This window comes from Pantoea sp. X-Soil-YNGN-785, from assembly GCF_059730585.1.
Window position 1 is genome coordinate 753347 of sequence record NZ_AP035942.1, and the last position, 21617, is coordinate 774963.

At 55.9% G+C, this 21617-nt stretch carries 18 protein-coding genes; 9 read left to right on the plus strand and 9 right to left on the minus strand.

The genetic code is table 11. The features are described from left to right. Position 1: 1 nt before the first annotated feature. A complete protein-coding gene (gene aceF, locus AC6I8E_RS03315) occupies positions 2-1906 on the plus strand; it encodes a pyruvate dehydrogenase complex dihydrolipoyllysine-residue acetyltransferase (RefSeq protein ID WP_201252288.1) in 1905 nt (634 codons plus the stop codon). A 160-nt stretch (positions 1907-2066) separates the two neighbouring features. Further along, positions 2067-3491: a dihydrolipoyl dehydrogenase gene (gene lpdA, locus AC6I8E_RS03320; protein WP_010253950.1), complete on the plus strand. Its 1425-nt coding sequence runs from the start codon at positions 2067-2069 to the stop codon at positions 3489-3491. 263 nt (positions 3492-3754) lie between these two features. Here lpdA and AC6I8E_RS03325 read toward each other — a convergent pair whose 3' ends face one another. Further along, positions 3755-4390 (minus strand): hypothetical protein, encoded by a 636-nt coding sequence (locus tag AC6I8E_RS03325; RefSeq protein WP_095706191.1) that lies wholly within the window; start codon positions 4388-4390, stop codon positions 3755-3757. A 142-nt stretch (positions 4391-4532) separates the two neighbouring features. Then, complete coding sequence (locus AC6I8E_RS03330) at positions 4533-5432, minus strand: LysR family transcriptional regulator (protein WP_095706190.1); 900 nt, start codon at positions 5430-5432, stop codon at positions 4533-4535. A 105-nt stretch (positions 5433-5537) separates the two neighbouring features. Here AC6I8E_RS03330 and AC6I8E_RS03335 point away from each other — a divergent pair, with 105 nt between their 5' ends. The 4 genes from AC6I8E_RS03335 (at position 5538) to yacL (ending at position 10581) form a co-directional block, all read left to right on the plus strand. Beyond that, entirely contained in the window at positions 5538-6047 is a 510-nt protein-coding gene (locus tag AC6I8E_RS03335; protein WP_010253965.1) for a phenolic acid decarboxylase, read from the plus strand. Between the two features lie 86 nt (positions 6048-6133). Beyond that, entirely contained in the window at positions 6134-6991 is an 858-nt protein-coding gene (locus tag AC6I8E_RS03340; RefSeq protein ID WP_095706189.1) for an MBL fold metallo-hydrolase, read from the plus strand. 425 nt (positions 6992-7416) lie between these two features. Next, positions 7417-10014 carry a bifunctional aconitate hydratase 2/2-methylisocitrate dehydratase gene (acnB, locus tag AC6I8E_RS03345; protein WP_095706188.1) on the plus strand — a complete coding sequence of 866 codons (2598 nt, stop codon included), beginning with the start codon at positions 7417-7419 and terminating at the stop codon, positions 10012-10014. Between the two features lie 189 nt (positions 10015-10203). Beyond that, positions 10204-10581 (plus strand): protein YacL, encoded by a 378-nt coding sequence (gene yacL, locus AC6I8E_RS03350; RefSeq protein WP_013356797.1) that lies wholly within the window; start codon positions 10204-10206, stop codon positions 10579-10581. Between the two features lie 48 nt (positions 10582-10629). On the opposite strand, the gene AC6I8E_RS03355 is transcribed toward yacL, so the two are convergent. From AC6I8E_RS03355 to AC6I8E_RS03375, 5 genes are all read right to left on the minus strand, one after another. Beyond that, positions 10630-11301: an SDR family NAD(P)-dependent oxidoreductase gene (locus tag AC6I8E_RS03355; protein ID WP_497824686.1), complete on the minus strand. Its 672-nt coding sequence runs from the start codon at positions 11299-11301 to the stop codon at positions 10630-10632. 8 nt (positions 11302-11309) lie between these two features. Then, positions 11310-12506 carry a sialidase family protein gene (locus AC6I8E_RS03360; protein WP_497824425.1) on the minus strand — a complete coding sequence of 399 codons (1197 nt, stop codon included), beginning with the start codon at positions 12504-12506 and terminating at the stop codon, positions 11310-11312. A gap of 1 nt (position 12507) precedes the next feature. Next, a complete protein-coding gene (locus AC6I8E_RS03365; RefSeq protein WP_497824687.1) occupies positions 12508-13923 on the minus strand; it encodes a sodium:solute symporter family protein in 1416 nt (471 codons plus the stop codon). 79 nt (positions 13924-14002) lie between these two features. Continuing rightward, entirely contained in the window at positions 14003-14887 is an 885-nt protein-coding gene (locus tag AC6I8E_RS03370) for a dihydrodipicolinate synthase family protein (RefSeq protein WP_497824426.1), read from the minus strand. Positions 14888-14898: 11 nt separating this feature from the next. After that, the gene (locus AC6I8E_RS03375) at positions 14899-16047 is read right to left on the minus strand and encodes an iron-containing alcohol dehydrogenase (protein WP_095706186.1); all 1149 of its coding nucleotides are present in this window, start codon (positions 16045-16047) and stop codon (positions 14899-14901) included. Positions 16048-16234: 187 nt separating this feature from the next. Between AC6I8E_RS03375 and dtnK the strand changes: the two genes are divergently transcribed. The 3 genes from dtnK to AC6I8E_RS03390 are packed head-to-tail and all read left to right on the plus strand — an operon-like array spanning position 16235 to position 19247. Then, positions 16235-17503, plus strand: coding sequence for a D-threonate kinase (gene dtnK, locus AC6I8E_RS03380; RefSeq protein WP_095706185.1), 1269 nt, complete (start codon positions 16235-16237; stop codon positions 17501-17503). Further along, positions 17496-18476, plus strand: a complete 981-nt coding sequence (locus AC6I8E_RS03385; protein ID WP_497824427.1) for a D-threonate 4-phosphate dehydrogenase — start codon at positions 17496-17498, stop codon at positions 18474-18476. The genes dtnK and AC6I8E_RS03385 overlap by 8 nt, the downstream gene beginning before the upstream one ends. Positions 18477-18482: 6 nt before the next feature. Next, positions 18483-19247 (plus strand): DeoR/GlpR family DNA-binding transcription regulator, encoded by a 765-nt coding sequence (locus AC6I8E_RS03390; protein ID WP_003854682.1) that lies wholly within the window; start codon positions 18483-18485, stop codon positions 19245-19247. A gap of 80 nt (positions 19248-19327) precedes the next feature. Here the strand turns inward: AC6I8E_RS03390 and AC6I8E_RS03395 are convergent, their stop codons facing one another. After that, positions 19328-20620, minus strand: coding sequence for a glycoside hydrolase family 28 protein (locus tag AC6I8E_RS03395; protein ID WP_497824428.1), 1293 nt, complete (start codon positions 20618-20620; stop codon positions 19328-19330). A gap of 173 nt (positions 20621-20793) precedes the next feature. Beyond that, positions 20794-21603, minus strand: a complete 810-nt coding sequence (speD, locus tag AC6I8E_RS03400) for an adenosylmethionine decarboxylase (protein ID WP_003854677.1) — start codon at positions 21601-21603, stop codon at positions 20794-20796. Positions 21604-21617: the final 14 nt, after the last annotated feature.

The window sequence follows — 21617 nt, forward strand, 5'->3', positions numbered from 1 at the left end:
AATGGCTATCGAAATTAAGGTACCGGATATCGGGTCTGACGAAGTTGAAGTCACCGAGATTCTGGTGAAAGTTGGCGACAAGGTGGAAGCCGAGCAGTCGCTGATCACCGTGGAAGGCGACAAAGCCTCAATGGAAGTGCCGTCGCCACAAGCTGGCGTAGTGAAAGAGATTAAGATCTCTACCGGTGACAAAGTTGAGACCGGCTCACTGATCATGGTGTTTGATGCTGAAGGTGCTGCTGAAGCAGCACCAGCACCGGCCGCAGAGAAAAAAGCGGACGCGGCGCCAGCGCCAGCCGCTGCTGCGGCCACTGCCAGCAAAGAAGTGGCGGTTCCGGATATCGGCGGTGACGAAGTCGAAGTCACTGAGATTCTGGTTAAGGTTGGCGACAAAGTCGAAGCCGAGCAGTCACTGATTGTGGTGGAAGGTGATAAAGCCTCAATGGAAGTTCCGGCTCCGTTCGCGGGTGTGGTCAAAGAGATCACCATTGCGACTGGCGACAAAGTCAGCACCGGATCAGCCATCATGGTCTTTGAAGCAGAAGGCGCAGCACCGGCCTCTGATGCGAAGCCAGCAGTGAAAGAAGAAGCAGCATCGGCACCCGCTGCTGTTGCAGGTGCAAAAGAGGTCAACGTTCCGGATATCGGCGGTGATGAAGTCGAAGTCACCGAGATCCTGGTCAAAGTTGGCGACAAAGTTGAAGCTGAGCAGTCACTGATCGTGGTTGAAGGCGACAAAGCCTCAATGGAAGTCCCTGCGCCGTTTGCAGGTACGGTCAAAGAGCTGAAAGTCGCAACGGGCGATAAAGTCAGCACCGGCTCACTGATCATGGTGTTCGAAGTCGAAGGTGCAGCTCCGGCCGCCCCTGCGGCTGCGAAACAGGAAGCTGCTCCGGCGCCTGCTGCGAAATCTGATGCTAAGCCAGCCGCCGCGGCGCCAGCAGCCAAAGCCGACAGCAAAGGTGAGTTCGCAGAGAACGACGCTTACGTTCACGCAACTCCGGTGATCCGTCGCCTGGCGCGCGAGTTCGGTGTTAACCTGGCGAAAGTCAAAGGCACCGGCCGTAAAGGTCGCATTCTGAAAGAAGACGTGCAGACTTACGTGAAAGACGCCGTGAAACGCGCTGAAGCAGCACCTGCTGCGGCAAGCGGCGGTGGTCTGCCGGGCATGCTGCCATGGCCGAAAGTTGATTTCAGTAAGTTTGGCGAAATCGAAGAAGTCGAACTGGGTCGTATCCAGAAAATTTCTGGCGCGAACCTGAGCCGTAACTGGGTGATGATCCCGCACGTTACGCATTTCGACAAAACCGATATCACCGATCTGGAAGCGTTCCGTAAGCAGCAGAATGCTGAAGCAGAGAAGCGTAAGCTGGATGTGAAGTACACGCCTGTCGTGTTCATCATGAAAGCGGTCGCGGCGGCGCTTGAGCAGATGCCACGCTTCAACAGCTCGCTGTCTGAAGATGCGCAGAAACTGACGCTGAAGAAATATATCAACATCGGTGTGGCGGTTGATACGCCAAATGGCCTGGTCGTTCCGGTCTTCAAAGACGTGAACAAGAAGGGCATCACCGAGCTGTCGCGTGAACTGATGGCGATTTCGAAGAAAGCGCGTGACGGTAAGCTGACAGCGGGCGACATGCAGGGCGGATGTTTCACCATCTCCAGCCTGGGCGGCTTGGGCACCACACACTTCGCGCCGATCGTTAACGCGCCGGAAGTGGCTATCCTGGGTGTCTCTAAATCGGCGATGGAGCCGGTGTGGAATGGTAAAGAGTTTACGCCGCGTCTGATGATGCCGATTTCTCTCTCCTTCGACCACCGCGTGATCGACGGTGCTGATGGTGCGCGATTCATCACCATTATCGGCAATATGTTGTCTGACATTCGTCGTTTAGTTATGTAAATGTGAAGAAGGCCGGCGGATGCCGGCCTTCCTTTAACGATTCGTCGCGCCGCTGTTGGCAGTTTGTTAACAATTCTGTAAACTCTTGCGGTGAAAGTCCCGGTGGAACAAGGGCATTATAAGAACGTCTGACCCGCCGGATATCAATTAAGAGGTCATGATGAGTACAGAGATTAAAACCCAGGTCGTGGTACTTGGGGCAGGTCCTGCAGGTTACTCTGCAGCCTTCCGTTGTGCGGATTTAGGTCTGGAAACCGTACTGGTAGAGCGTTACAGCACCCTCGGTGGTGTTTGTCTGAACGTCGGTTGTATCCCATCTAAAGCGCTGCTGCACGTTGCTAAAGTGATTGAAGAGGCGAAAGCCCTTGAAGAGCACGGCATTGTGTTTGGCCAGCCATCTACTGATATCAACAAGATTCGCAGCTGGAAAGAAAAGGTTATCAACCAGTTGACTGGCGGCCTGTCAGGTATGGCAAAAGGTCGTAAAGTCACCGTGGTGAATGGCCTGGGCAAATTCACCGGTGCTAACACCCTGGTGGTTGAAGGAGAAGGCGGCGCGACCACCATCAACTTCGATAATGCCATCATCGCTGCGGGTTCACGCCCAATCGAACTGCCATTCATTCCACATGAAGATCCACGCGTCTGGGACTCTACCGATGCGCTGGAACTGAAAGAAGTTCCGAAGCGTCTGCTGGTCATGGGCGGCGGCATCATCGGTCTGGAAATGGCGACGGTATATCACGCGCTGGGTTCAGAGATCGATGTGGTTGAGATGTTCGACCAGGTTATCCCGGCTGCGGATAAAGACGTGGTGAAAGTCTTTACCAAAAAAATTAGCAAGAAATTTAACCTGATGCTGGAAACCAAAGTGACCGCCGTTGAAGCAAAAGACGATGGCATTTACGTTTCAATGGAAGGTAAAAAAGCACCAGGCGAAGCGCAGCGTTATGACGCGGTGCTGGTTGCTATCGGTCGTGTGCCGAACGGTAAAGGTCTGGATGCCGGTAAAGCGGGCGTGGAAGTGGACGATCGCGGCTTCATCCGCGTCGACAAACAGATGCGTACCAACGTGCCACACATCTATGCTATCGGCGACATCGTCGGTCAGCCAATGCTGGCGCACAAAGGCGTGCATGAAGGCCACGTAGCGGCTGAAGTGATCTCTGGTCTGAAGCACTACTTCGATCCGAAAGTGATCCCTTCAATTGCCTATACTGAGCCAGAAGTTGCCTGGGTCGGTCTGACCGAGAAAGAAGCGAAAGAGAAGGGCATCAGCTACGAGACCTCCACCTTCCCGTGGGCTGCCTCTGGCCGTGCTATCGCTTCTGATTGTGCAGACGGCATGACCAAGCTGATTTTCGACAAAGAGACGCACCGTATTATCGGTGGCGCGATTGTCGGTACTAACGGCGGCGAGCTGTTAGGCGAAATCGGTCTGGCTATTGAGATGGGTTGTGATGCGGAAGATATCGCGCTGACCATCCACGCTCACCCGACCCTGCATGAGTCAGTGGGTCTGGCTGCAGAAATCTTCGAAGGTAGCATCACCGATCTGCCTAACGCGAAAGCGAAGAAGAAGTAAGTTTCTGCCGCTGCAAAGAGAAAGCTCCCGCTATGGGGGCTTTTTTTTGGTCTGTCATTTTGATCATAAGCGTCAGTAGATTCTGCCATTCATTCCTCTGACAGACACGTTAGACCGAGAGCAAATCGCCCGGAATCGCACTTCAATATTACTGATATTCAGCCTTTGTGCTGCCAGACTAGCAATGCCAGTAAGCCGTTAACCCCTGACGTGCGAGGCGGTGTGTCAAAAAGCCCGGCAGGGGAGGTGGGGCATCAGAACGGCTATATAGATTTAAGAGAAGGCATGTTACCTGCCAGAAATGTGCGGATGGCATTATCGATGACTTCACGCGTCAGCTCTGACTCTGCGACGATGATTTGCAGACCAATACCACTACGATAGCCATGCTGGATGCGATAACCAGGGGTGATTACGGGTGGGGTGTCGCGGAGAATATCTGCCACGCGCTTGTTAATGTAATCATGATATGTCATCCCGCCGAACTGGGGATAAGCAACGCGGGTGCGTTTTACCTGCTTATAGCTGACAATCTTTCCTTTCGCGTCATAGTTGGACACTGTCTCTAAACGGAATTCATCCTCCAGTTGGGTCTGGTCAAGCATTGCAGTGGCTTCATTGAGTACCCGGTTTTCGATGATATCCATGCGAGCGACATCAGCAGTAACGATCTCGGCGTTCCAGTAGATGGTGGGATCTTGATCATCCAGGAAAAGAACATCACTCCAGGTCCAGACCCAGCCCGCCGCAATAGCCTCTGCGTTTTCAGAATCACAATCATCGTAATGTAAACCACCGCAGCGCTCACGCTCGCGATGGATAAGATTTTTGATGTGCTGAACACGCGTGCGACGGTGGCGGCGGGAAAGGGAGGTGAAAGGCTTGAATTTGCGGGTCATGGGTTACTCTGCGCAATTTATGCTGGGAGGAATCCAGCCCCGCAGTTTAGCGAAAGGAAATGATGAGAGCTAGCGAAATAGCGGGGTTATAAGGAGCGAGCGGCCAGAAAGAGCTGCTGTGTGCGTGCCTTTACATTTACGTTCAGCGGCGCACCTCCCACGCTGCCACCCGTTCCATAAACATCTGCGCCAGTTCAGCAATGGCGCTATTGCCGGGCAGTCTCTCTTCATTGATGTACATCACCAGCGTACTACTGCGTCGGCGGCCCTGAAGCAGCGGCAGGGGACGGAGTTCACCGCTCTTTAAGAGGCTGGCGATATTTTGTTCCGGCAGCCAGCCATAGCCTAGCTGGTGCTGGACCGCTTCAATCGCTGCCGACAGGGTAGTGAATGACCAGTTTTCTGCCTGATTGCCACTCACCTCTGACTGCTGCTGTTGCTGGCGATCCAGAATGGTAATGCAGGGCCAGCGCGCCAGTGTGGCAGCATTAAGCGGGGCAGGTTCACTGTGCAGCGGGTGATCGCGATGGGCAACGGCGACGAAATCGACACTCATCAGGCTTTCGCCCGCTAAAGGGGTATCACCGTATTGCGCCACCAGCCAGAGATCGGCCTGTTGTTCAGCCAGCCTGTCTGGTGTTTCGCTGCGGACAATTTCGCTGAACCAGATGCGCACATGTGGATAGCGTTGCTGAAATATATTGAGCACATCAAACAGCAGAGGTTTTGGAAAGGTAGCATCTACCATTAAATCAATACGCGAACGTTCACCTCGTCGCAGGGCACTGGCCTTAGCTTCAAGCGCGCTAAATCCTTCCAGCAGTGGACGCACCTGCGCAAGTAACTGATGTCCTTCAGCACTCAGGACGGCACGGCGTCCCACCTGCTCCAGCAGTTCCATGTCGAGCCGTTGTTGAAGCAGACTCAACTGATAGCTCAATGAGGACTGGCTACGATTATTCTTCTCCGCTGCCAGCGCAAAACTCCCTTCCTTTACGATGGCGTCGAGCAGACACCACTGTTCCAGCGTTGTTTTGTACATGATAACCCATCTAAAAAATGAATGATTTAGTGCTAAAAATAGCGTTATTCATCGCTTTTGTAACGCGCAATAATCACATCAGGGAAAACAAATGAGGAATTAATCATGAGCACTTTTGATAAACATGACCTGTCTGGCATCGTTGGCAAACATCTGGTTTATACCTATGACAACGGCTGGAACTACGAGCTCTACATAAAAAATGCCAGCACCATCGACTATCGCATTCACAGTGGTATGGTCGGCAATCGCTGGGTTAAAAATCAGCATGTTTATGTGGTTCGCCTGGCGCAGGATGTCTATAAAGTCTCCTGGACTGAACCAACCGGCACTGATGTCAGCCTGGCCGTTAATCTGGCGGATAAAATTTTCCACGGCACCATCTTCTTCCCACGCTGGGTTATGAACAATCCGGAAAAAACCGTCTGCTTCCAGAATGATCACCTGGAAGAGATGGCGAAATTCCGCGAAGCGGGTCCGGCTTATCCAACTGAAGTGATTGATGAGTTCGCGACGCTGACCGTGATTCGTGATGTGGGTGAAAACAACGAAAGCGTGATTGACTGCCCGCCTGATCAGCTGCCCGCCAATTTTCCGGAAAACCTGAAAAATTAAGAGTGAACAGAAGAGGTCATCATGACCTCTTCTGCTTAGTTGTTTCTGACGTGTAGCTTCTGATGTGTAACGTATGAGGACGAAAAATGGATTTATCGACGAAGGTTTTTATCAGCAGTGACCAGCACGACGGCTTCGGTGTCAGTTCCACCATTATAATGGGTGAGAAAGAGGCGATGTTAGTCGATGCCCAGTTCACGCTGGCGAATGCGCATCGGTTAGTCGCTGAGATTATCGAAACCGGTCTCGACCTGAAACGCATCTTTATTACCCATCTGCATCCCGATCATTTTCTGGGACTTGAAGTGATTAAATCGGTCTTTCCGGCTGCTGACATTCTCTCTTATAAGCAGGTCGCCGAAGATGTTAATGACGCCTTTGACTTCAAAATTGATTACTGGGGTAAGCAGGTTTTAAAAGAGAACGGTGCCCGCACTAAGTTTGCGATCACCGAACTGGAAGAGGATACGATCTGGCTGGAAGGGCAGGAGATTAAAATCCTGAGCGATCTCAGTGGCGATTGCATCCGGGTGACACCGCTCTGGATCCCCTCGACGAAAACATTGATCGCCTCCGATGTGGTCTTCGCGGATGCACATGTATGGATTGCCGATATGCGCACGCCGGAACGCATGGCGAAATGGATGGAAAGTCTGGATAAACTCGAAGCGCTGGCGCCGAAAGTCCTGATTCCTGGCCATTCGCGAACGACGCCATCGCTCAGCCCCTCAGCAATAGGCTTTACCCGCACCTATATCAACGATTTCATTAAGACGCTGCACAAGGTCAAAAACAGCGAAGAGCTGGTACAGGAGATGGAGCGAATCTATCCCAACCTGCCGGTGAAAATCTGTCTCGACTACAGTGCGCGGATTCTGAAAGATCACTACGTCTGGCCGGGTGACTGGCCGGTATCACTGCGGGAAATGAAAACCACGCTGTAATCGTCTCAGGTGCCAATGACACCAGGCTTATCTCTGGCCTGGTGTTGCTATCCGCCTGCATTCGCCTCTGCGGTAACCCGGAGGACCGTTTACTTCTATTCCTGCCAGTTATCTATTCCCCTGAATCACCTCACTAAAACTGCGCCAACGCTGACATAACCCTGCCGTTTTTACTCTGAGATGCGGTACGCTGCGGAGTGACCCGATTAGCCAGCTTAGCTGGCTGATGCGGGAGTATAAGCGGGCAGAACGGGCGCAGTGGATTATGTTGTATTTTTGTAAACAGATTAACAAACAGACGAAATCCTGCTATTCTGCCCTCCGCGAAACCGGGCACCTCAACCTGGACGAGAAAGGGAAGTGTGTTCTCCATAAGTGAGCAAGGTGGTCGGAAAGCCCTACATAATGAGAGCGAGGATAACGTCGTGCTAGAAGAATACCGTAAGCACGTTGCCGAGCGTGCTGCCCAGGGAATTGTACCTAAGCCTTTAGAGGCTTCCCAGATGGCCGCGCTGGTTGAACTGCTGAAAAATCCACCTGCGGGTGAAGAAGAATTTCTGACCGATTTATTGGTCAACCGAGTCCCACCTGGCGTCGATGAAGCGGCGTATGTTAAAGCCGGTTTCCTGGCGGCTGTCGCCAAAGGCGAAGCAACCTCTCCTCTGATATCTCCTGAAAAAGCGGTTGAACTGCTCGGCACCATGCAGGGCGGTTACAATATTCATCCGCTGATTGACGCGCTGGACGATAGCAAACTGGCGCCCATCGCGGCGAAAGCCCTTTCACACACGCTGCTGATGTTCGACAACTTCTATGATGTCGAAGAGAAAGCGAAAGCGGGTAATGAATACGCGAAACAGGTGATGCAGTCCTGGGCAGATGCGGAATGGTATCTGGCACGTCCTGAGCTGGCTGAGAAAATCACCGTTACGGTGTTCAAAGTCACTGGCGAAACCAACACCGACGACCTCTCTCCGGCCCCGGATGCCTGGTCACGTCCTGACATCCCGCTGCACGCCCTGGCGATGCTGAAAAATGCCCGTGAAGGTATTGAGCCGGATGAAGCGGGCAATATCGGCCCGATCAAACAGATCGAAGCACTGAAGACCAAAGGCTTCCCGCTGGCGTATGTCGGTGACGTTGTCGGAACCGGTTCTTCACGTAAATCCGCCACCAACTCGGTGCTGTGGTTTATGGGCGATGACATCCCGAACGTGCCGAATAAAAAAGGCGGCGGCGTGGTGCTGGGCAGCAAAATTGCACCCATCTTCTTCAACACCATGGAAGATGCGGGCGCACTGCCGATTGAAGTGGACGTCAATGACCTGAACATGGGCGATGTCATCGACATCTATCCGTTCAAAGGCGAAGTCCGCAACCACGAAACCAACGACCTGCTGGCCAGCTTCGAACTTAAAACCGAAGTGCTGATTGACGAAGTCCGCGCCGGTGGCCGTATTCCGCTGATCATCGGTCGCGGCCTGACCACTAAAGCGCGCGAATCGCTGGGTCTGCCGCACAGCACCGTATTCCGTCAGGCGAAAGATGTCGCGGAGAGCACCCGTGGTTTCTCACTGGCGCAGAAAATGGTTGGCCGTGCCTGTGGCGTCGCCGGTATTCGTCCGGGTGCCTATTGTGAACCGAAGATGACCTCGGTTGGCTCGCAGGATACGACCGGTCCGATGACCCGTGATGAGCTGAAAGATCTGGCTTGTCTGGGCTTCTCGACCGATCTGGTGATGCAGTCCTTCTGTCACACCGCTGCGTACCCTAAGCCGGTGGATGTGAACACGCACCATACGCTGCCTGACTTCATCATGAACCGTGGCGGTGTCTCACTGCGTCCGGGCGACGGCATTATCCACAGCTGGCTGAACCGTATGCTGCTGCCGGATACCGTGGGCACCGGTGGTGACTCGCATACCCGTTTCCCTATCGGCATCTCTTTCCCGGCGGGTTCAGGCCTGGTGGCGTTTGCGGCAGCGACGGGCGTCATGCCGCTCGACATGCCGGAATCAGTACTGGTGCGCTTCAAAGGTAAGATGGAGCCAGGCATTACCCTGCGCGATCTGGTTCACGCCATTCCGCTGTATGCCATCAAACAGGGTCTGCTGACCGTTGAGAAGAAAGGTAAGAAAAACATCTTCTCTGGCCGCATCCTTGAGATTGAAGGTCTGCCGGATCTGAAAGTCGAGCAGGCGTTTGAACTGTCCGATGCGTCAGCCGAGCGTTCCGCTGCGGGCTGTACCATCAAGCTGGATAAAGCGCCGATTATCGAATACCTGAACTCCAACATCGTGCTGCTGAAGTGGATGATCGCAGAAGGCTACGGCGATCGTCGTACGCTGGAGCGTCGCGTTGAAAGCATGGAGAAATGGCTGGCCGATCCTCAGCTGCTTGAGCCGGATGCGGATGCTGAATATGCCGCCGTGATCGAAATCGATCTGGCTGACATTAAAGAGCCGATCCTGTGTGCGCCAAACGATCCGGACGATGCCCGTCTGCTCTCTGACGTTCAGGGCGAGAAGATCGACGAAGTGTTTATCGGCTCGTGCATGACCAACATTGGTCACTTCCGTGCCGCCGGTAAACTGCTGGATAGCCACAAAGGCCAACTGCCAACCCGTCTGTGGGTGGCTCCGCCAACCAAGATGGATGCGGCACAGCTGACCGAAGAGGGCTACTACAGCGTATTCGGTAAAAGCGGTGCGCGTATTGAGATCCCGGGCTGTTCACTCTGCATGGGTAACCAGGCACGTGTGGCTGATGGTTCGACGGTGGTTTCTACCTCGACCCGTAACTTCCCGAACCGTCTGGGTACCGGCGCTAACGTCTACCTGGCATCTGCAGAGCTGGCGGCAGTGGCTTCACTGTTAGGCCGTCTGCCAACGCCGGATGAGTATCAGCAATTTATGGCGCAGGTCGATAAAACGGCCAGCGACACCTATCGCTATCTCAACTTCGACCAACTGGCGCAGTACACCGATAAAGCTGACGGCGTGATTTTCCAGACCGCGGTCTGATTCTTCACCTGCCAGTCATGACTAAGGGGCGATGATTCGCCCCTTTTTTACGTCTGTGCATTGAGGGCGGTTCGATCAAAAGCTGGATTTCGCCAGACAGCCTGTAATAATGCGCGACGTGTCACACTATGCCGCGCAGGCAGCGCTGACACTCATTTAGTGACGCGATGACGTTAAGAGGAACGGGCGATGGAATATGAATTTTTACGCGATGTGACCGGACAGATTAAGGTTCGTATGTCGATGGATCATGAAGCGGTCGGCCACTGGTTCAACGAAGAGGTGAAAAACGATCCAGGATTGCTGGATGAAGTTGAAGCCGCAATCGAAGACGTCAAAGGCAGCGTGCGTCAGTGGCAGCGCATCGGCAGCGAGTACACTATCCTGCTGGATGAGGAAGAGGTAATGATTCGCGCCAATCTGCTGGCACTGGAAGATGACGGAATGGAAGAGGGGATGAACTACTACGACGAAGAGAGCCTCTCCTTCTGCGGCATTGAAGATTTTCAGCTGGTGATCGCCGCCTATCGCCAGTTTGTGAACCAGTACGGTAAACCCGTACGGTAATTTTTACGCTGATACAGGCCGGGCTACCCGAATCGCCCGGCCTGTTCATTAACTCAGCGACGCACCGCCGCACATCACCAACTGCTGACCGGTGATTGTCGCGGCCGCAGGCGAAAGCAGGAACCCGACCAGTCCGGCGACTTCCTGCGGCTGAATATAGCGGCCTATCGGTGGCAAGCGCGGCGGGGAACTGGCCCGGCCCGGCTGTTGTAGCATCGGCGTTTCGGTGGCACCTGGCGCCACGATATTGGCTGTAATGCCGCGCGGTGCCAGCTCTGCCGCCCAGCTGCGCACCATGCCGATCATCGCTGATTTGGTGGCCACATACTGACTACGGCACGCCGCACCGCCTGACGTGCGACTACCCAGCAGCACGATTCTGCCGCCCGCGCTCATCCGGGGCGCAAAATGATTGGCCAGCTGTTCTGCGGCGGCAACATGCAGTTGCCACAGGCGTGTGCTGGCGTTCAGATCCAGCTCCCCGAGCGGCGCGGCCTGCATCATTCCCGCAGCATGGATCACCGCCTGCGGCACCGGCAGTTTGTCCAGTAAAGCCTGCAATGTCGCACTGTCGCTGATATCGATCTGATGGCTCTGCCAGCCCGTGTCTGCCCGGTTTATCGCCGATCGGCTCAGGCCAATCACCTGCCAGCCCTCATCCAGCAGGCGATTCACAATCGCCTGACCGATGCCGGAGCTGGCGCCGGTCACCAGCGCCATCTTTTCAATCACGCGTCACCTCCCTGCACCCAGGACTCCCCGACCCGCACATACTTGATCGCCTGGCGATACCAGGTGTAGGCGATATGCAGTTCGCCATTCACGCCCTGTTTGATGCTGGGATAAGAGAACTCACGGTTTAACTTCTGCTGAGAGTTATTGGTCATGCAGTAGCCGTCACCCTCGTCAAGATTGCGCTGCAGCGGCCAGCTTTTTCCGCCATCCGTTGAGATCGCCAGCGTCATTGGCGCACGTGGCGCGCCCCAGAAGGCGGTGCGCCCGCTGTGCAACACCGGCTCGGCGGCAACCGCAACGTCACCGTCTTCTTCATCATCTTCAATTTCGTCATACAGCGACAACCGGCGCTCGCTGGCCCCTTCGGCGCTCATCGCATTGAACACCAGCGCCAGATGACCGTTGCGCAGCGTCGTGACCTGAATGGAGGAGTTATTGTTGGGCAGCGACAGCGGCTCGGGCGCACTCCAGCTTTCACCCTGATCAAACGAGCGGCTCTGGTAGATATGGTCGGCCCAGCGACTGCGGTAGAGTGCCAGCAGCGAGCCATCATCCAGCAGGGTGACGTTCATGTGAACGCAGCCGGTGCTGTCAGGCACGCTGACGTCGCGCCAGCTCTGGCCTTTATCTTCTGAAATTTTTACCGCGCTGACGTCATAGCTGCCGACCCACTTTTCGCCGGGCTGCGTCAGGCAGTAGAACACCGGCAGTAACCAGTTGCCGTTAGGCAGCACGACAATCGGCTGACGAATAAAGGTGCCGGGCTTATCCAGCAGGGTTTTGATCTCGCCCCAGCTTTTGCCCATATCGTGAGACTGGCGATAGCGCACGATCGCGGTGTCCTGATTGCCCGATTTCTGCGCTGTCCACAGCAGCCACAGCACCTGGTCCGGATCGAGAAACAGCACCGGATTCTGTTCTGAGCGACCCGGATCGTCAGAAAGCTTCTGCGCGTCACTCCAGCGATCGCTGCCTTTTGTCAGCCGGGAACACCAGACTGAGATATCGGCAATCCCTTCCTGCGTGCCACCAAACCAGACGCAAAGCAGATCGCCATCGGGCAGCGGCAGCAGGTTAGCCGCATGATTTTGCGGGCAGGAGGAGGGCAGCATCGCAATCTGCTGGGCGCTATCCTGCGGGTGCGGCGCAACCAGGCCGGTGCGTTCTGCGGTGACAGTTTCCTGAGTCATATTAGGCTCCACTATTTTGTGCATTGTGTTGCGGTTGAGGCTGAGACTGGCGTGACGGGATACAGCGGTCAATCACCATAATGATGGCCGGCGTAATCAGCGCCACATACATATTGTCGATACCGAACGGGTTACCCATCAGGAACCAGACGGACGTAACCACGCAGGCACCAATCAGACCGGCGTTGGCTCCACGCGTGCTCTTAAACCACGGCAGATAGAACGCCATAATCGCCACCACGGTGATCGACAGGCGAATCGCGCGGGTAAAGAACGAGAGCTTCAGCACTTCCGGGAAGAACAGGACAAACAGCAGCGGGAAGAAGCCGATGCCAATCGAGATCCAGCGCGTCACTTTAAATTCGCGCTCCGGCGTCGGGTTACGATAAGGCACGTAAAAATCTTTGACGACCAGCGAGGCGATGGCCAGCGCAACGGTGCCGACGCTGACGAAAATCGAGGCCACCAGCGAGGTGGTGACAATGCCTGCCAGCCACGGTGACATATCCTGCAGAAACACTGGCAGCGCATAGAGGCTCTTGATATCGGGATGCGCGAACTTCGCCGCCACGCCAATCAGCGCCATCGCCAGACCGATTGGCAGGCAGAAGATGAAGGCGACCCAGGTAGCGCGCTTCGCGGACTTCACATCTTTGGTGGAGGAGATCGCCTGGATCACAAACTGCGTACAGAAGATCGATCCCACGGTCCCGATCAGCCAGGCCACAATGGTACTGGCCCCGACGTGACCGTCCCACGTCCAGTAGAACGCCGGCATTTTCTCGATCATCGGGGCCACGCCGCTGGTCATCTTCAGTGCCACATAGAGAATAATCAGAATCCCGATGTACTTGATGGCGCTGTGCAGCAGCGTAACCCAGGCGACGCCTTTCATGCCGCCAAACGCAAAGTAGAAGGTACTGACCACCGCAGTGATAAAGGCCGCCTGCGTCAGGTCGATCTTCAGCACCGTGGAGATCGCCGCCGCACCGCTGATGTAGTTCCCGACGTTCACCAGCAGCAGCGCATAGATCATGATCAGCGAGATAATGTTCTTGGTCGAGCTGCCATATTTCTCGGCGATGGCACCGGAGATCGTGATTTTTCCGGTGTTGTAGATGCGTTTGACCAGAATCAGGCCAAACAGCGGGAATCCAATCGCCGCGCCAATCACCGACCAGGAGGCGGCGAAGCCATCCTCAAAGGCTGCCTGCGCCGTGCCGATGGTCGATTTTGCCCCGATATACTCTGACATCAGCATAATGCCGACGATAAAGGCGGGCATGGCGCGGGAGCCTTCCATGAAGTCGCCGCTGGTTTTACTGCGCAGCCGCCAGGTCAACCAGGTTGTGAACAGGATATAGGCGACCACCATGCCGACGATCAGTAAGGTGCTCTCAGTTGAAAATGCTTTCATCATGACCTCGATTGTTCTGGCAGATGGCGACCATCAGGTTCGTTCTCATCTGACCGATAGGGTACAAAGGCGATGGACGTTATTGCAGGTAGTGGTTCACGATTTGACGGATCTGCTGCTGCTCGTCGGCGCTGAACTGCACCGCATAGCGGCTTTCACCCACCTCAAAGCCCTGCAGGCTGACCGCTTTTTTCACGGCGGCCGGTGAGAAACCGATGCTGTACAGCGCAGTGCGCAGGCCGGTGACGTTCTCCTGTGCCTGATGCGAACCGGCAATGTCACCGGCACTGAAGCGCGTCCAGATGGCATTAATCGCTTCCGGTGCCACGTTTGCCAGCCCGGAAATGGAGGCGGAGCAGCCATCGACAAATCCCTGATGAATCAGCGAGTCAGGGCCGTTCAGCACATCAAAGCCCTCACAGTCGGCGGTGGCCTGCAGAAATCCGCTCAGACTTTCATAGCTGCCTGCGGAGTCTTTAATACCGATGATGTTCGGGTGCGCGGCCAACGTATGAACAGTCTCTGGCTGCAGGGTATTGCCGGTTCGCGCCGGAATGTTGTAGAGGAACAGCGGCACCGTCAGCGCGTCCGCTACGCGCTGATAGTGGTCGATCAGCTCCTGCTGTTTCAGCGGCACAAACCATGGCGTGATCGCCGAGACGGCATCCACGCCCAGGCGGGCAATCTGTTTGCCGAGCCGGATCGTTTCACGGGTCGAAATCTCGCCGATGTGCGCCACCACAGGTGCCCGACCGTTGACTTCATCGACGCAGGTGGTGGTGACGGCGATCTTCTCCTGCTCGTTCAGCACAAAGAATTCGCCGTTGGTGCCGCCACAGAAGATGCCGTTTCCGGCGTTGATCTGGCGTCTGACCTGCTCACGCTGTCTCACCGGATCAAAGGCACCTTCACGATCGAAGGTGGTGACGATGGCGGTCAGTACGCCGTTGATTTTCTTATTCATGACAATCCTCATTACGCCTGGCAGGAAGGGAACAGCGTCAGATAGACGGCGCGCACATCGTCGGCGGTGACCGCCATGGGCACGTTTTTCATCAGGCGCTGCACGTCGAGTGCCGCTTCCACTAAATAAGGCAGGTGATCCGGGCCGATGCCCAGTGCTTCCAGGCTGGCAGGCAACTGCAGCCGCGCAACCAGCGCGGTGAAGTAGTCGACCAGCGCGTGTGATTTCTCTTCATCGCTTAAACGGACGTCGGCGTCGGGCAGCAGGTCATAGGCCTGAGCGAATTTGCTCACCGCGGCCGGACGGACAAAGCGCATGCAGGGGGCCAGCAGAATGGCGTTGGCAACGCCGTGTGGCAGGTGATATTTGCCGCCAAGCGGATAGGACATCGCATGCACCAGATGCGTCCCGGCATGGGCAATCGATGCGCCGCCATAATAAGAGGCCCAGAGCATCTCCAGCCGTGCCTGCAGATTCTCCGGCTCGTGCAGCGTGGTTTCGAGATTCGCGAACAGCTTCTTCATCCCAATCAGCGCATAGTTGTCGCTGACCGGGTTAGCCACGTTGGCGGTGAAGCACTCAATCAGGTGACACAGGGCATCAATGCCGGTAGACGAGGCGATGTGCGGCGGCATGCTGGTGGTGAGTTCCGGCACCAGCGCTACCACATCGGGCAGCATCACCGGTGAAATAATGCCGACTTTGGTCTCTTTCTCCGGGATCGCCAGAATCGCATTCGGCGTCGCTTCAGAACCGGTGCCAGCAGTGGTCGGGATGAGCATTGAACGGGTGCGACGCTGCGGTTTTTCGCCTGCCAGCAGGGCGTCCAGCGACGGTGCTCCGTCGATGCACAGCACCGAGAGCAGCTTCGCCACATCCAGTACGCTGCCACCGCCGATGCCAATCACCATGTCGGCCTGGCGCTGCGAGAGCGTTTCTATAATAGCGGCCACATCATGCTGGCTCGGCTCGGGCGGCACGCTGTTGACCACGCTGATACGCGGAATCTGATCCCGGAGTTGCCCCATCAGCGCCTGAACCGCCGGAATCGCTTCAATGTTCCGGTCAGTCACCACTACCGCTGTCGTTACGCCACTCAGCAGATAGCGCATGTCGTTTAACGCCTGATAACCGCTAATCACCGTGCTGTTAATGTTCATTTCGTACCCTTTTTTCTGTCATGACTGAGCAGATGATTAATTTTGCTCAGCGCAATGCGATGTCAGTCACTCTCTGTGGCTAATTTTATAAGGCATATCGATTTCGATTAATTTGAACTTGCTCACATATAATCAATCATGATTGATTATAATCAAATGCAGCGGCAATAGCCTGACAGGAGTGAGGATGGGCTCATCAGTATGGAAAACCCCGGTGCTGGTCATCGCCGATGACTTTACCGGTGCCAACGATGCAGGTAGTGGACTGGCACAGGCCGATGCCCGTGTACATGTGCTGTTCGGCACCGCCGCGCCGCAGCCCGACGAGGCGGCGGATGTGCTGGTAATCAGTACTGACAGCCGGGCGGTCAGCATCAGTCAGGCGGCAGAGCGCGTCACGCAGGTGGTACAGCATTACGCGGCACAGTTTCAGCAGGGCTGGCTGTTCAAAAAGATCGACTCCACGCTGCGTGGCAACGTCGGTGCTGAAACGGTGGCGGCACTGCGCGCCAGCGGCAAAAGGCTGGCGCTGGTGGCACCGGCCGTGCCGCGCCTGGGCCGCACCACACGTGAGGGCAGCGTGTGGGTGAATCAGCGGTTACTGACGGATACCGAATTTGCCAGCGATCCCAAAACCCCGATCCTCAGCGCCCGCATTCTCGATCAGATGCAGATCGACGGTATGGAGATCGATCTCGCCACGCTGCGCAGCGATCGGCTGGATGCCGTGCTGGCGGCTGCGCAGGGCGTGGTGGTGGTAGATGCCGAAACGGAGGCCGACCTGGCGCGACTCATTACCGCTGCGGCGCGGCTGGCAGAGAAGCCTCTGCTGGTCGGGGCCGCCGGATTAAGCGATGCGCTGGGTGCTGCGCTCTCAGTTCGTCCTTCTTGTCCTTCGCGGCCTGTGCTGGCGGTGGTGGGATCGATGAGTCGTCAGGCAGAGCAGCAGATCGCCACGCTGCTTAACCAGCAGGCAGTGGAAATCGTGGATGTTGATATTCGTCAGCTGTTTCAGCAGCCCGCCTGGTGTGGCCGGGATAGCTGGATTGAACAGGCGGCTGCCGCACTGCGTGCCGGTCGCCACACGGTGATCCGTACCTGCCAGCATGAATCCCAGCGACACGCGATCGAGGATCTCTGCCAGCAGCACAGCGTGACGCGCCAGCAGCTGGGTGAGGCGATCTGTCAGCTGCTGGGCGAAATGACCCTGAGTCTGTGCCGGGCACAGCTGCCGCATGCGCTCTATCTGTCGGGTGGCGACGTGGCGATAGCCGTTGCTCAGGCGCTGGGGGCCAGCGGCTTTAAAATTCAGGGTCTGGTGGCGGGCTGTGTGCCGCACGGGGTCCTGCTTAACAGTGAATTTACTCTGCCGGTGATGACCAAAGCGGGTGGCTTTGGTGATGAAAATACCCTGGTAGCAGCCATTGGTTTTATTGAGGAGAAGTCGAGTGAGTAAAATTATTGCGATCACCATGGGCGATCCGGCGGGCATCAGCCCGGAAATCATCATCAAAGCGCTCTCTGAAGGTGAGCTGAACGGCATTCCTGCCGTGGTGATTGGCTGTGCCAGTACGCTGCGCCGCATTATGGCGATGAACATCACCCCGCAGGCCGAGCTGCGGGTGCTGGATCGGGTACAGGATGCACGGTTTGCGCCCGGCATTATCAATGTGATCGATGAGCCGCTGGCCGATCCGGACGCGCTGAAACCTGGCGTGGTACAGAAAGAGGCCGGGGATCTGGCGTGGCGCTGCGTGAAGCGGGCCACCGAACTGGCGCTGGCCGGTGAGGTGCATGCCATTGCTACCGCGCCGCTGAATAAAGAGGCGATGCATGCGGCGGGCCATCTCTATCCGGGGCACACCGAACTGCTGGCGCACCTGACTGACACCAAAGATTACGCTATGGTGCTCTATACCGATAAGCTGAAAGTCATTCATGTCACAACCCATATTGCGCTGCGTAAGTTCCTCGACACGCTCAACCAGACACGCATTAAAACCGTGATTGGTTTGGCGGATACCTTCCTGCGTCGTGTCGGCTACAGCGCCCCGCGTATCGCCGTCGCGGGTGTTAATCCGCACGCTGGTGAGAACGGGCTGTTTGGCGACGAGGAGATCACCACCGTTGCCCCCGCGATTGAGGCGATGAAAGCGCAGGGGATTGATGTCTCCGGGCCTTGCCCGCCGGACACGGTGTTTCTGCAGTGCCAGGATGGACGCTATGACATGGTGGTGGCGATGTACCATGATCAGGGGCACATCCCGCTTAAACTGCTGGGCTTCTATGATGGCGTGAACATTACCGCAGGCCTGCCGTTTATCCGCACCTCTGCTGACCACGGCACGGCATTTGATATCGCCTGGACAGGTAAAGCGAAGTCTGACAGCATGGCGATCTCGATTAAACTCGCGATGCAGCTCGCATAGGGAAATATGAAGGGACAGAGCCGTCTTGACCAGATTATGGATTACCTGAAAAGCCATAATCTGGTGACTGTTGAGCAACTGGTCAGTGCGATTTCCGCCTCACCCGCCACGATTCGACGTGATTTAATTAAGCTGGATAAAGAGGGCGTGATCAGCCGCAGTCATGGCGGCGTCACCCTGAATCGTTTTATTCCTGCCCAGCCGACCACGCTGGAGAAGATGCAGCGAAACCTGGCCGAGAAGCAGGCGATCGCCGCATGCGCCGCCAGTTTTGTCCGGGCGGGCGATGCGGTGGTGCTGGATGCAGGAACCACCATGCTGGAGCTGGCGCGACAGCTCACCCATCTGCCGCTGCGGGTCATTACGGCCGACCTGCACATTGCACTGTTTCTGTCTGAGTTTAAGCAGATCGAAGTGACGATTATTGGCGGCCGGATCGACGACTCCAGTCAGTCCTGTGTGGGTGAACATGGACGGCGGTTGCTGCGCAGCATCAATCCCGATATTGCGTTTGTCAGCTGTAACTCCTGGAGCCTTGAGCGCGGTATTACCACGCCGACTGAAGAGAAAGCGGGGCTGAAACATGACCTGCTGGCCAATGCGGCGCGTCGGGTTCTGCTGGCGGACAGCAGTAAATATGGCTCCTGGTCGCTGTTCTGCGCGTCACCGGTGGATGATCTGACCGATGTAGTGACCGACAGCCGGTTAGACGAGGATGTCTGCCGCACGCTGCGCGAGCGCGGTATTACGCTGGCGCTGACCTCTGCCTGAACTGAACGCGCCGTGCTTCTCTGACCTCATCGTAAAGCAGGGCGAGAGCAGCACTGCGCGTTTATCTTCTGCAGTCGCCGTTAACGCGCGTAGGCGTCATGCTCTTCGCGCGTCATTGCCGGCGCGTCTACCGTAACCCGCTCAAACCTCAGATTCGTTACGCCCGCTATTTTGCCAAACTCCTGCGCCTGCAGCGTAATATCGCTGAAACTCAGCTGTTCGATTGGGTTTTCCGGCGTGCCTTCAACAAAAAAGGCGCGGGAAAACGCCGCAGGCTGAGTCAGGCTGCTGCTGATATGGCTGATGCTGATGTTCTCAACCCGCGTCAGGCCAGCATCACCCGTGACGCCTGATGCCAGCTTACGCCAGTGTGGCGGCTGTTTGGTGTCGGCGGGCTGTTCGCTGTAGCTGTACTGCGGGAACCAGTTCAGCTGCAGCATAAACGGATAACAGACATCCTCCATCTTCAGATGGCGAACCACGATGTTTTTGATCCAGCCGCCGCGATTCCGGGCGGACTTGATGCGAAAGCCGACGCCGGTTCCAGAGAAGCGGTTATGTTCGATGATGACATTTTCGATACCGCCAGAGGTTTCGCTGCCCAGTGTGATGCCCGAACCTTTCAGCAGGGTGCAGTCGCGAATAATGATATCGCGTGCGGTTCTGCCGAGCTGCTGTGCTTCCACGCCGCGACCCGATTTCACGCAGATATTGTCGTCATTGCAGGAGACCGTGCAGCCCTCCACACGCACTAACTGGCTGGAATCAATATCAATACCGTCGGTGCTGGGGCCGGTGGCGTTCATGACACGTAGCCTCTGCAGATTCACCTGTTTCGAATAGCAGACGTGCAGGTTCCAGAAGCCGGAATCCTGTGAGGTGAAGTCCTCCAGCGTCACGCATTCGCTCTCGTAAACCACTACGTTACGTGGACGCCTGCAGTCGTAATCCACCACCCAGCGCAGGCCGCGACGGGTATAGTCCGCCAGCATCCCGCTGTTTTCGTCGTCGCCCCAGAATTTATGCCACCAGACGGCACCCTGTCCGTCGAGCGTGCCGCTGCCGCAGACGGTGACGTTGCGGCAGTGATTGATGTTAAGCATCGCCGCGGGCCAGACCATATCAATGCCCGCCACGCGCGTAGGGATGTCCGGGTAGTCCTCCAGCCGCTGGCTGCCGAGCAGTACGGCATCTTTCGCCAGCTCCAGCGTCATCTCACTTTTCAGAAACAGCGCGCCGGTCAGAAAGCGGCCCGCTGGGATCAGTACCGTGTCGCCTGCTGATGCGCTATCAATCGCGCGCTGTATTGCCTGAGTGGAAAGTGAGGTGGCGTCCGGGACGGCAGCGAAATCAATAATGTTAATTCTTGCCATTTTTTTGCCTGTAGTGGTTGAGAAATGAGCGTTCAGCGCTGAAAGTAGCACGCTCTGACAGGCAAATTATTGCTGGCGATCAGGGAATTACGGCGGTTGCCGTGATGAAAAGTCGGAGGGATAAGCGGGAAGAGACGCGCAGGTTTTGGGGTGTCACGCTGCGCGCCGGATCATCAGAGGGTCTTCAGGCCCACTGAGGGGATATTTCTGCCGTAGTAGATCTCACGCATCTCTTTCCACAGCAGGTCAGTAATACGCTTATGCTCCTGCGGGCTGAGATCTTCCGGGCGGGTGTTAAACAGGTAGTGTTTCAGGTCGAACTCTTTCAGCAACATCTTGGTGTGGAAGATGTTCTCCTGATAGACATTCACATCCACCATGTCATACATCGCTTTCATATCGTCAGACATGAAGTTCTGAATCGAATTGATCTCGTGATCGATAAAGTGCTTCATCCCTTTCACATCACGGGTAAAACCGCGCACCCGGTAATCGACGGTAACGATGTCTGACTCCAGCTGGTGGATCAGGTAGTTCAGCGCCTTGAGCGGTGAGATCACGCCACAGGTTGAGACTTCAATGTCCGCACGGAAGGTGCAGAGCCCGCCTTCAGGATGGCTTTCCGGATAGGTATGCACACAGATATGGCTTTTATCCAGATGCGCCACCACCGAGTTGGGCAGCGGGCCAGGATGTTCGGAGTTATCGATATCTTTGGGATCGATCGGCTCTTCGCTGACCAGAATCGTGACGCTGGCCCCCTGCGGTTCATAATCCTGGCGCGCAATATTAAGCACGTTAGCCCCGATAATAGAGCAGGTTTCGGTCAGGATTTCCGTCAGACGGTTGGCGTTATATTGTTCATCAATGTAGGCGATATAACCATCGCGTTCAGCTTCAGTATTCGCATAGCAGATATCGTAAATACAAAAACTCAGGCTTTTCGTCAGGTTGTTGAAGCCATGTAGTTTTAGCTTTTGCAATTTTGTTCACCCCC

Coding starts and splice junctions, on each gene's coding strand:
- aceF (WP_201252288.1), top strand. CDS start 2: ATGGCTATCGAAATTAAGGTACCGGATATCGGGTCTGACGAAGTTGAA.
- lpdA (WP_010253950.1), top strand. CDS start 2,067: ATGAGTACAGAGATTAAAACCCAGGTCGTGGTACTTGGGGCAGGTCCT.
- AC6I8E_RS03325 (WP_095706191.1), bottom strand. CDS start 4,390: ATGACCCGCAAATTCAAGCCTTTCACCTCCCTTTCCCGCCGCCACCGT.
- AC6I8E_RS03330 (WP_095706190.1), bottom strand. CDS start 5,432: ATGTACAAAACAACGCTGGAACAGTGGTGTCTGCTCGACGCCATCGTA.
- AC6I8E_RS03335 (WP_010253965.1), top strand. CDS start 5,538: ATGAGCACTTTTGATAAACATGACCTGTCTGGCATCGTTGGCAAACAT.
- AC6I8E_RS03340 (WP_095706189.1), top strand. CDS start 6,134: ATGGATTTATCGACGAAGGTTTTTATCAGCAGTGACCAGCACGACGGC.
- yacL (WP_013356797.1), top strand. CDS start 10,204: ATGGAATATGAATTTTTACGCGATGTGACCGGACAGATTAAGGTTCGT.
- AC6I8E_RS03355 (WP_497824686.1), bottom strand. CDS start 11,301: ATGGCGCTGGTGACCGGCGCCAGCTCCGGCATCGGTCAGGCGATTGTG.
- AC6I8E_RS03360 (WP_497824425.1), bottom strand. CDS start 12,506: ATGACTCAGGAAACTGTCACCGCAGAACGCACCGGCCTGGTTGCGCCG.
- AC6I8E_RS03365 (WP_497824687.1), bottom strand. CDS start 13,923: ATGAAAGCATTTTCAACTGAGAGCACCTTACTGATCGTCGGCATGGTG.
- AC6I8E_RS03370 (WP_497824426.1), bottom strand. CDS start 14,887: ATGAATAAGAAAATCAACGGCGTACTGACCGCCATCGTCACCACCTTC.
- AC6I8E_RS03375 (WP_095706186.1), bottom strand. CDS start 16,047: ATGAACATTAACAGCACGGTGATTAGCGGTTATCAGGCGTTAAACGAC.
- dtnK (WP_095706185.1), top strand. CDS start 16,235: ATGGGCTCATCAGTATGGAAAACCCCGGTGCTGGTCATCGCCGATGAC.
- AC6I8E_RS03390 (WP_003854682.1), top strand. CDS start 18,483: ATGAAGGGACAGAGCCGTCTTGACCAGATTATGGATTACCTGAAAAGC.
- AC6I8E_RS03395 (WP_497824428.1), bottom strand. CDS start 20,620: ATGGCAAGAATTAACATTATTGATTTCGCTGCCGTCCCGGACGCCACC.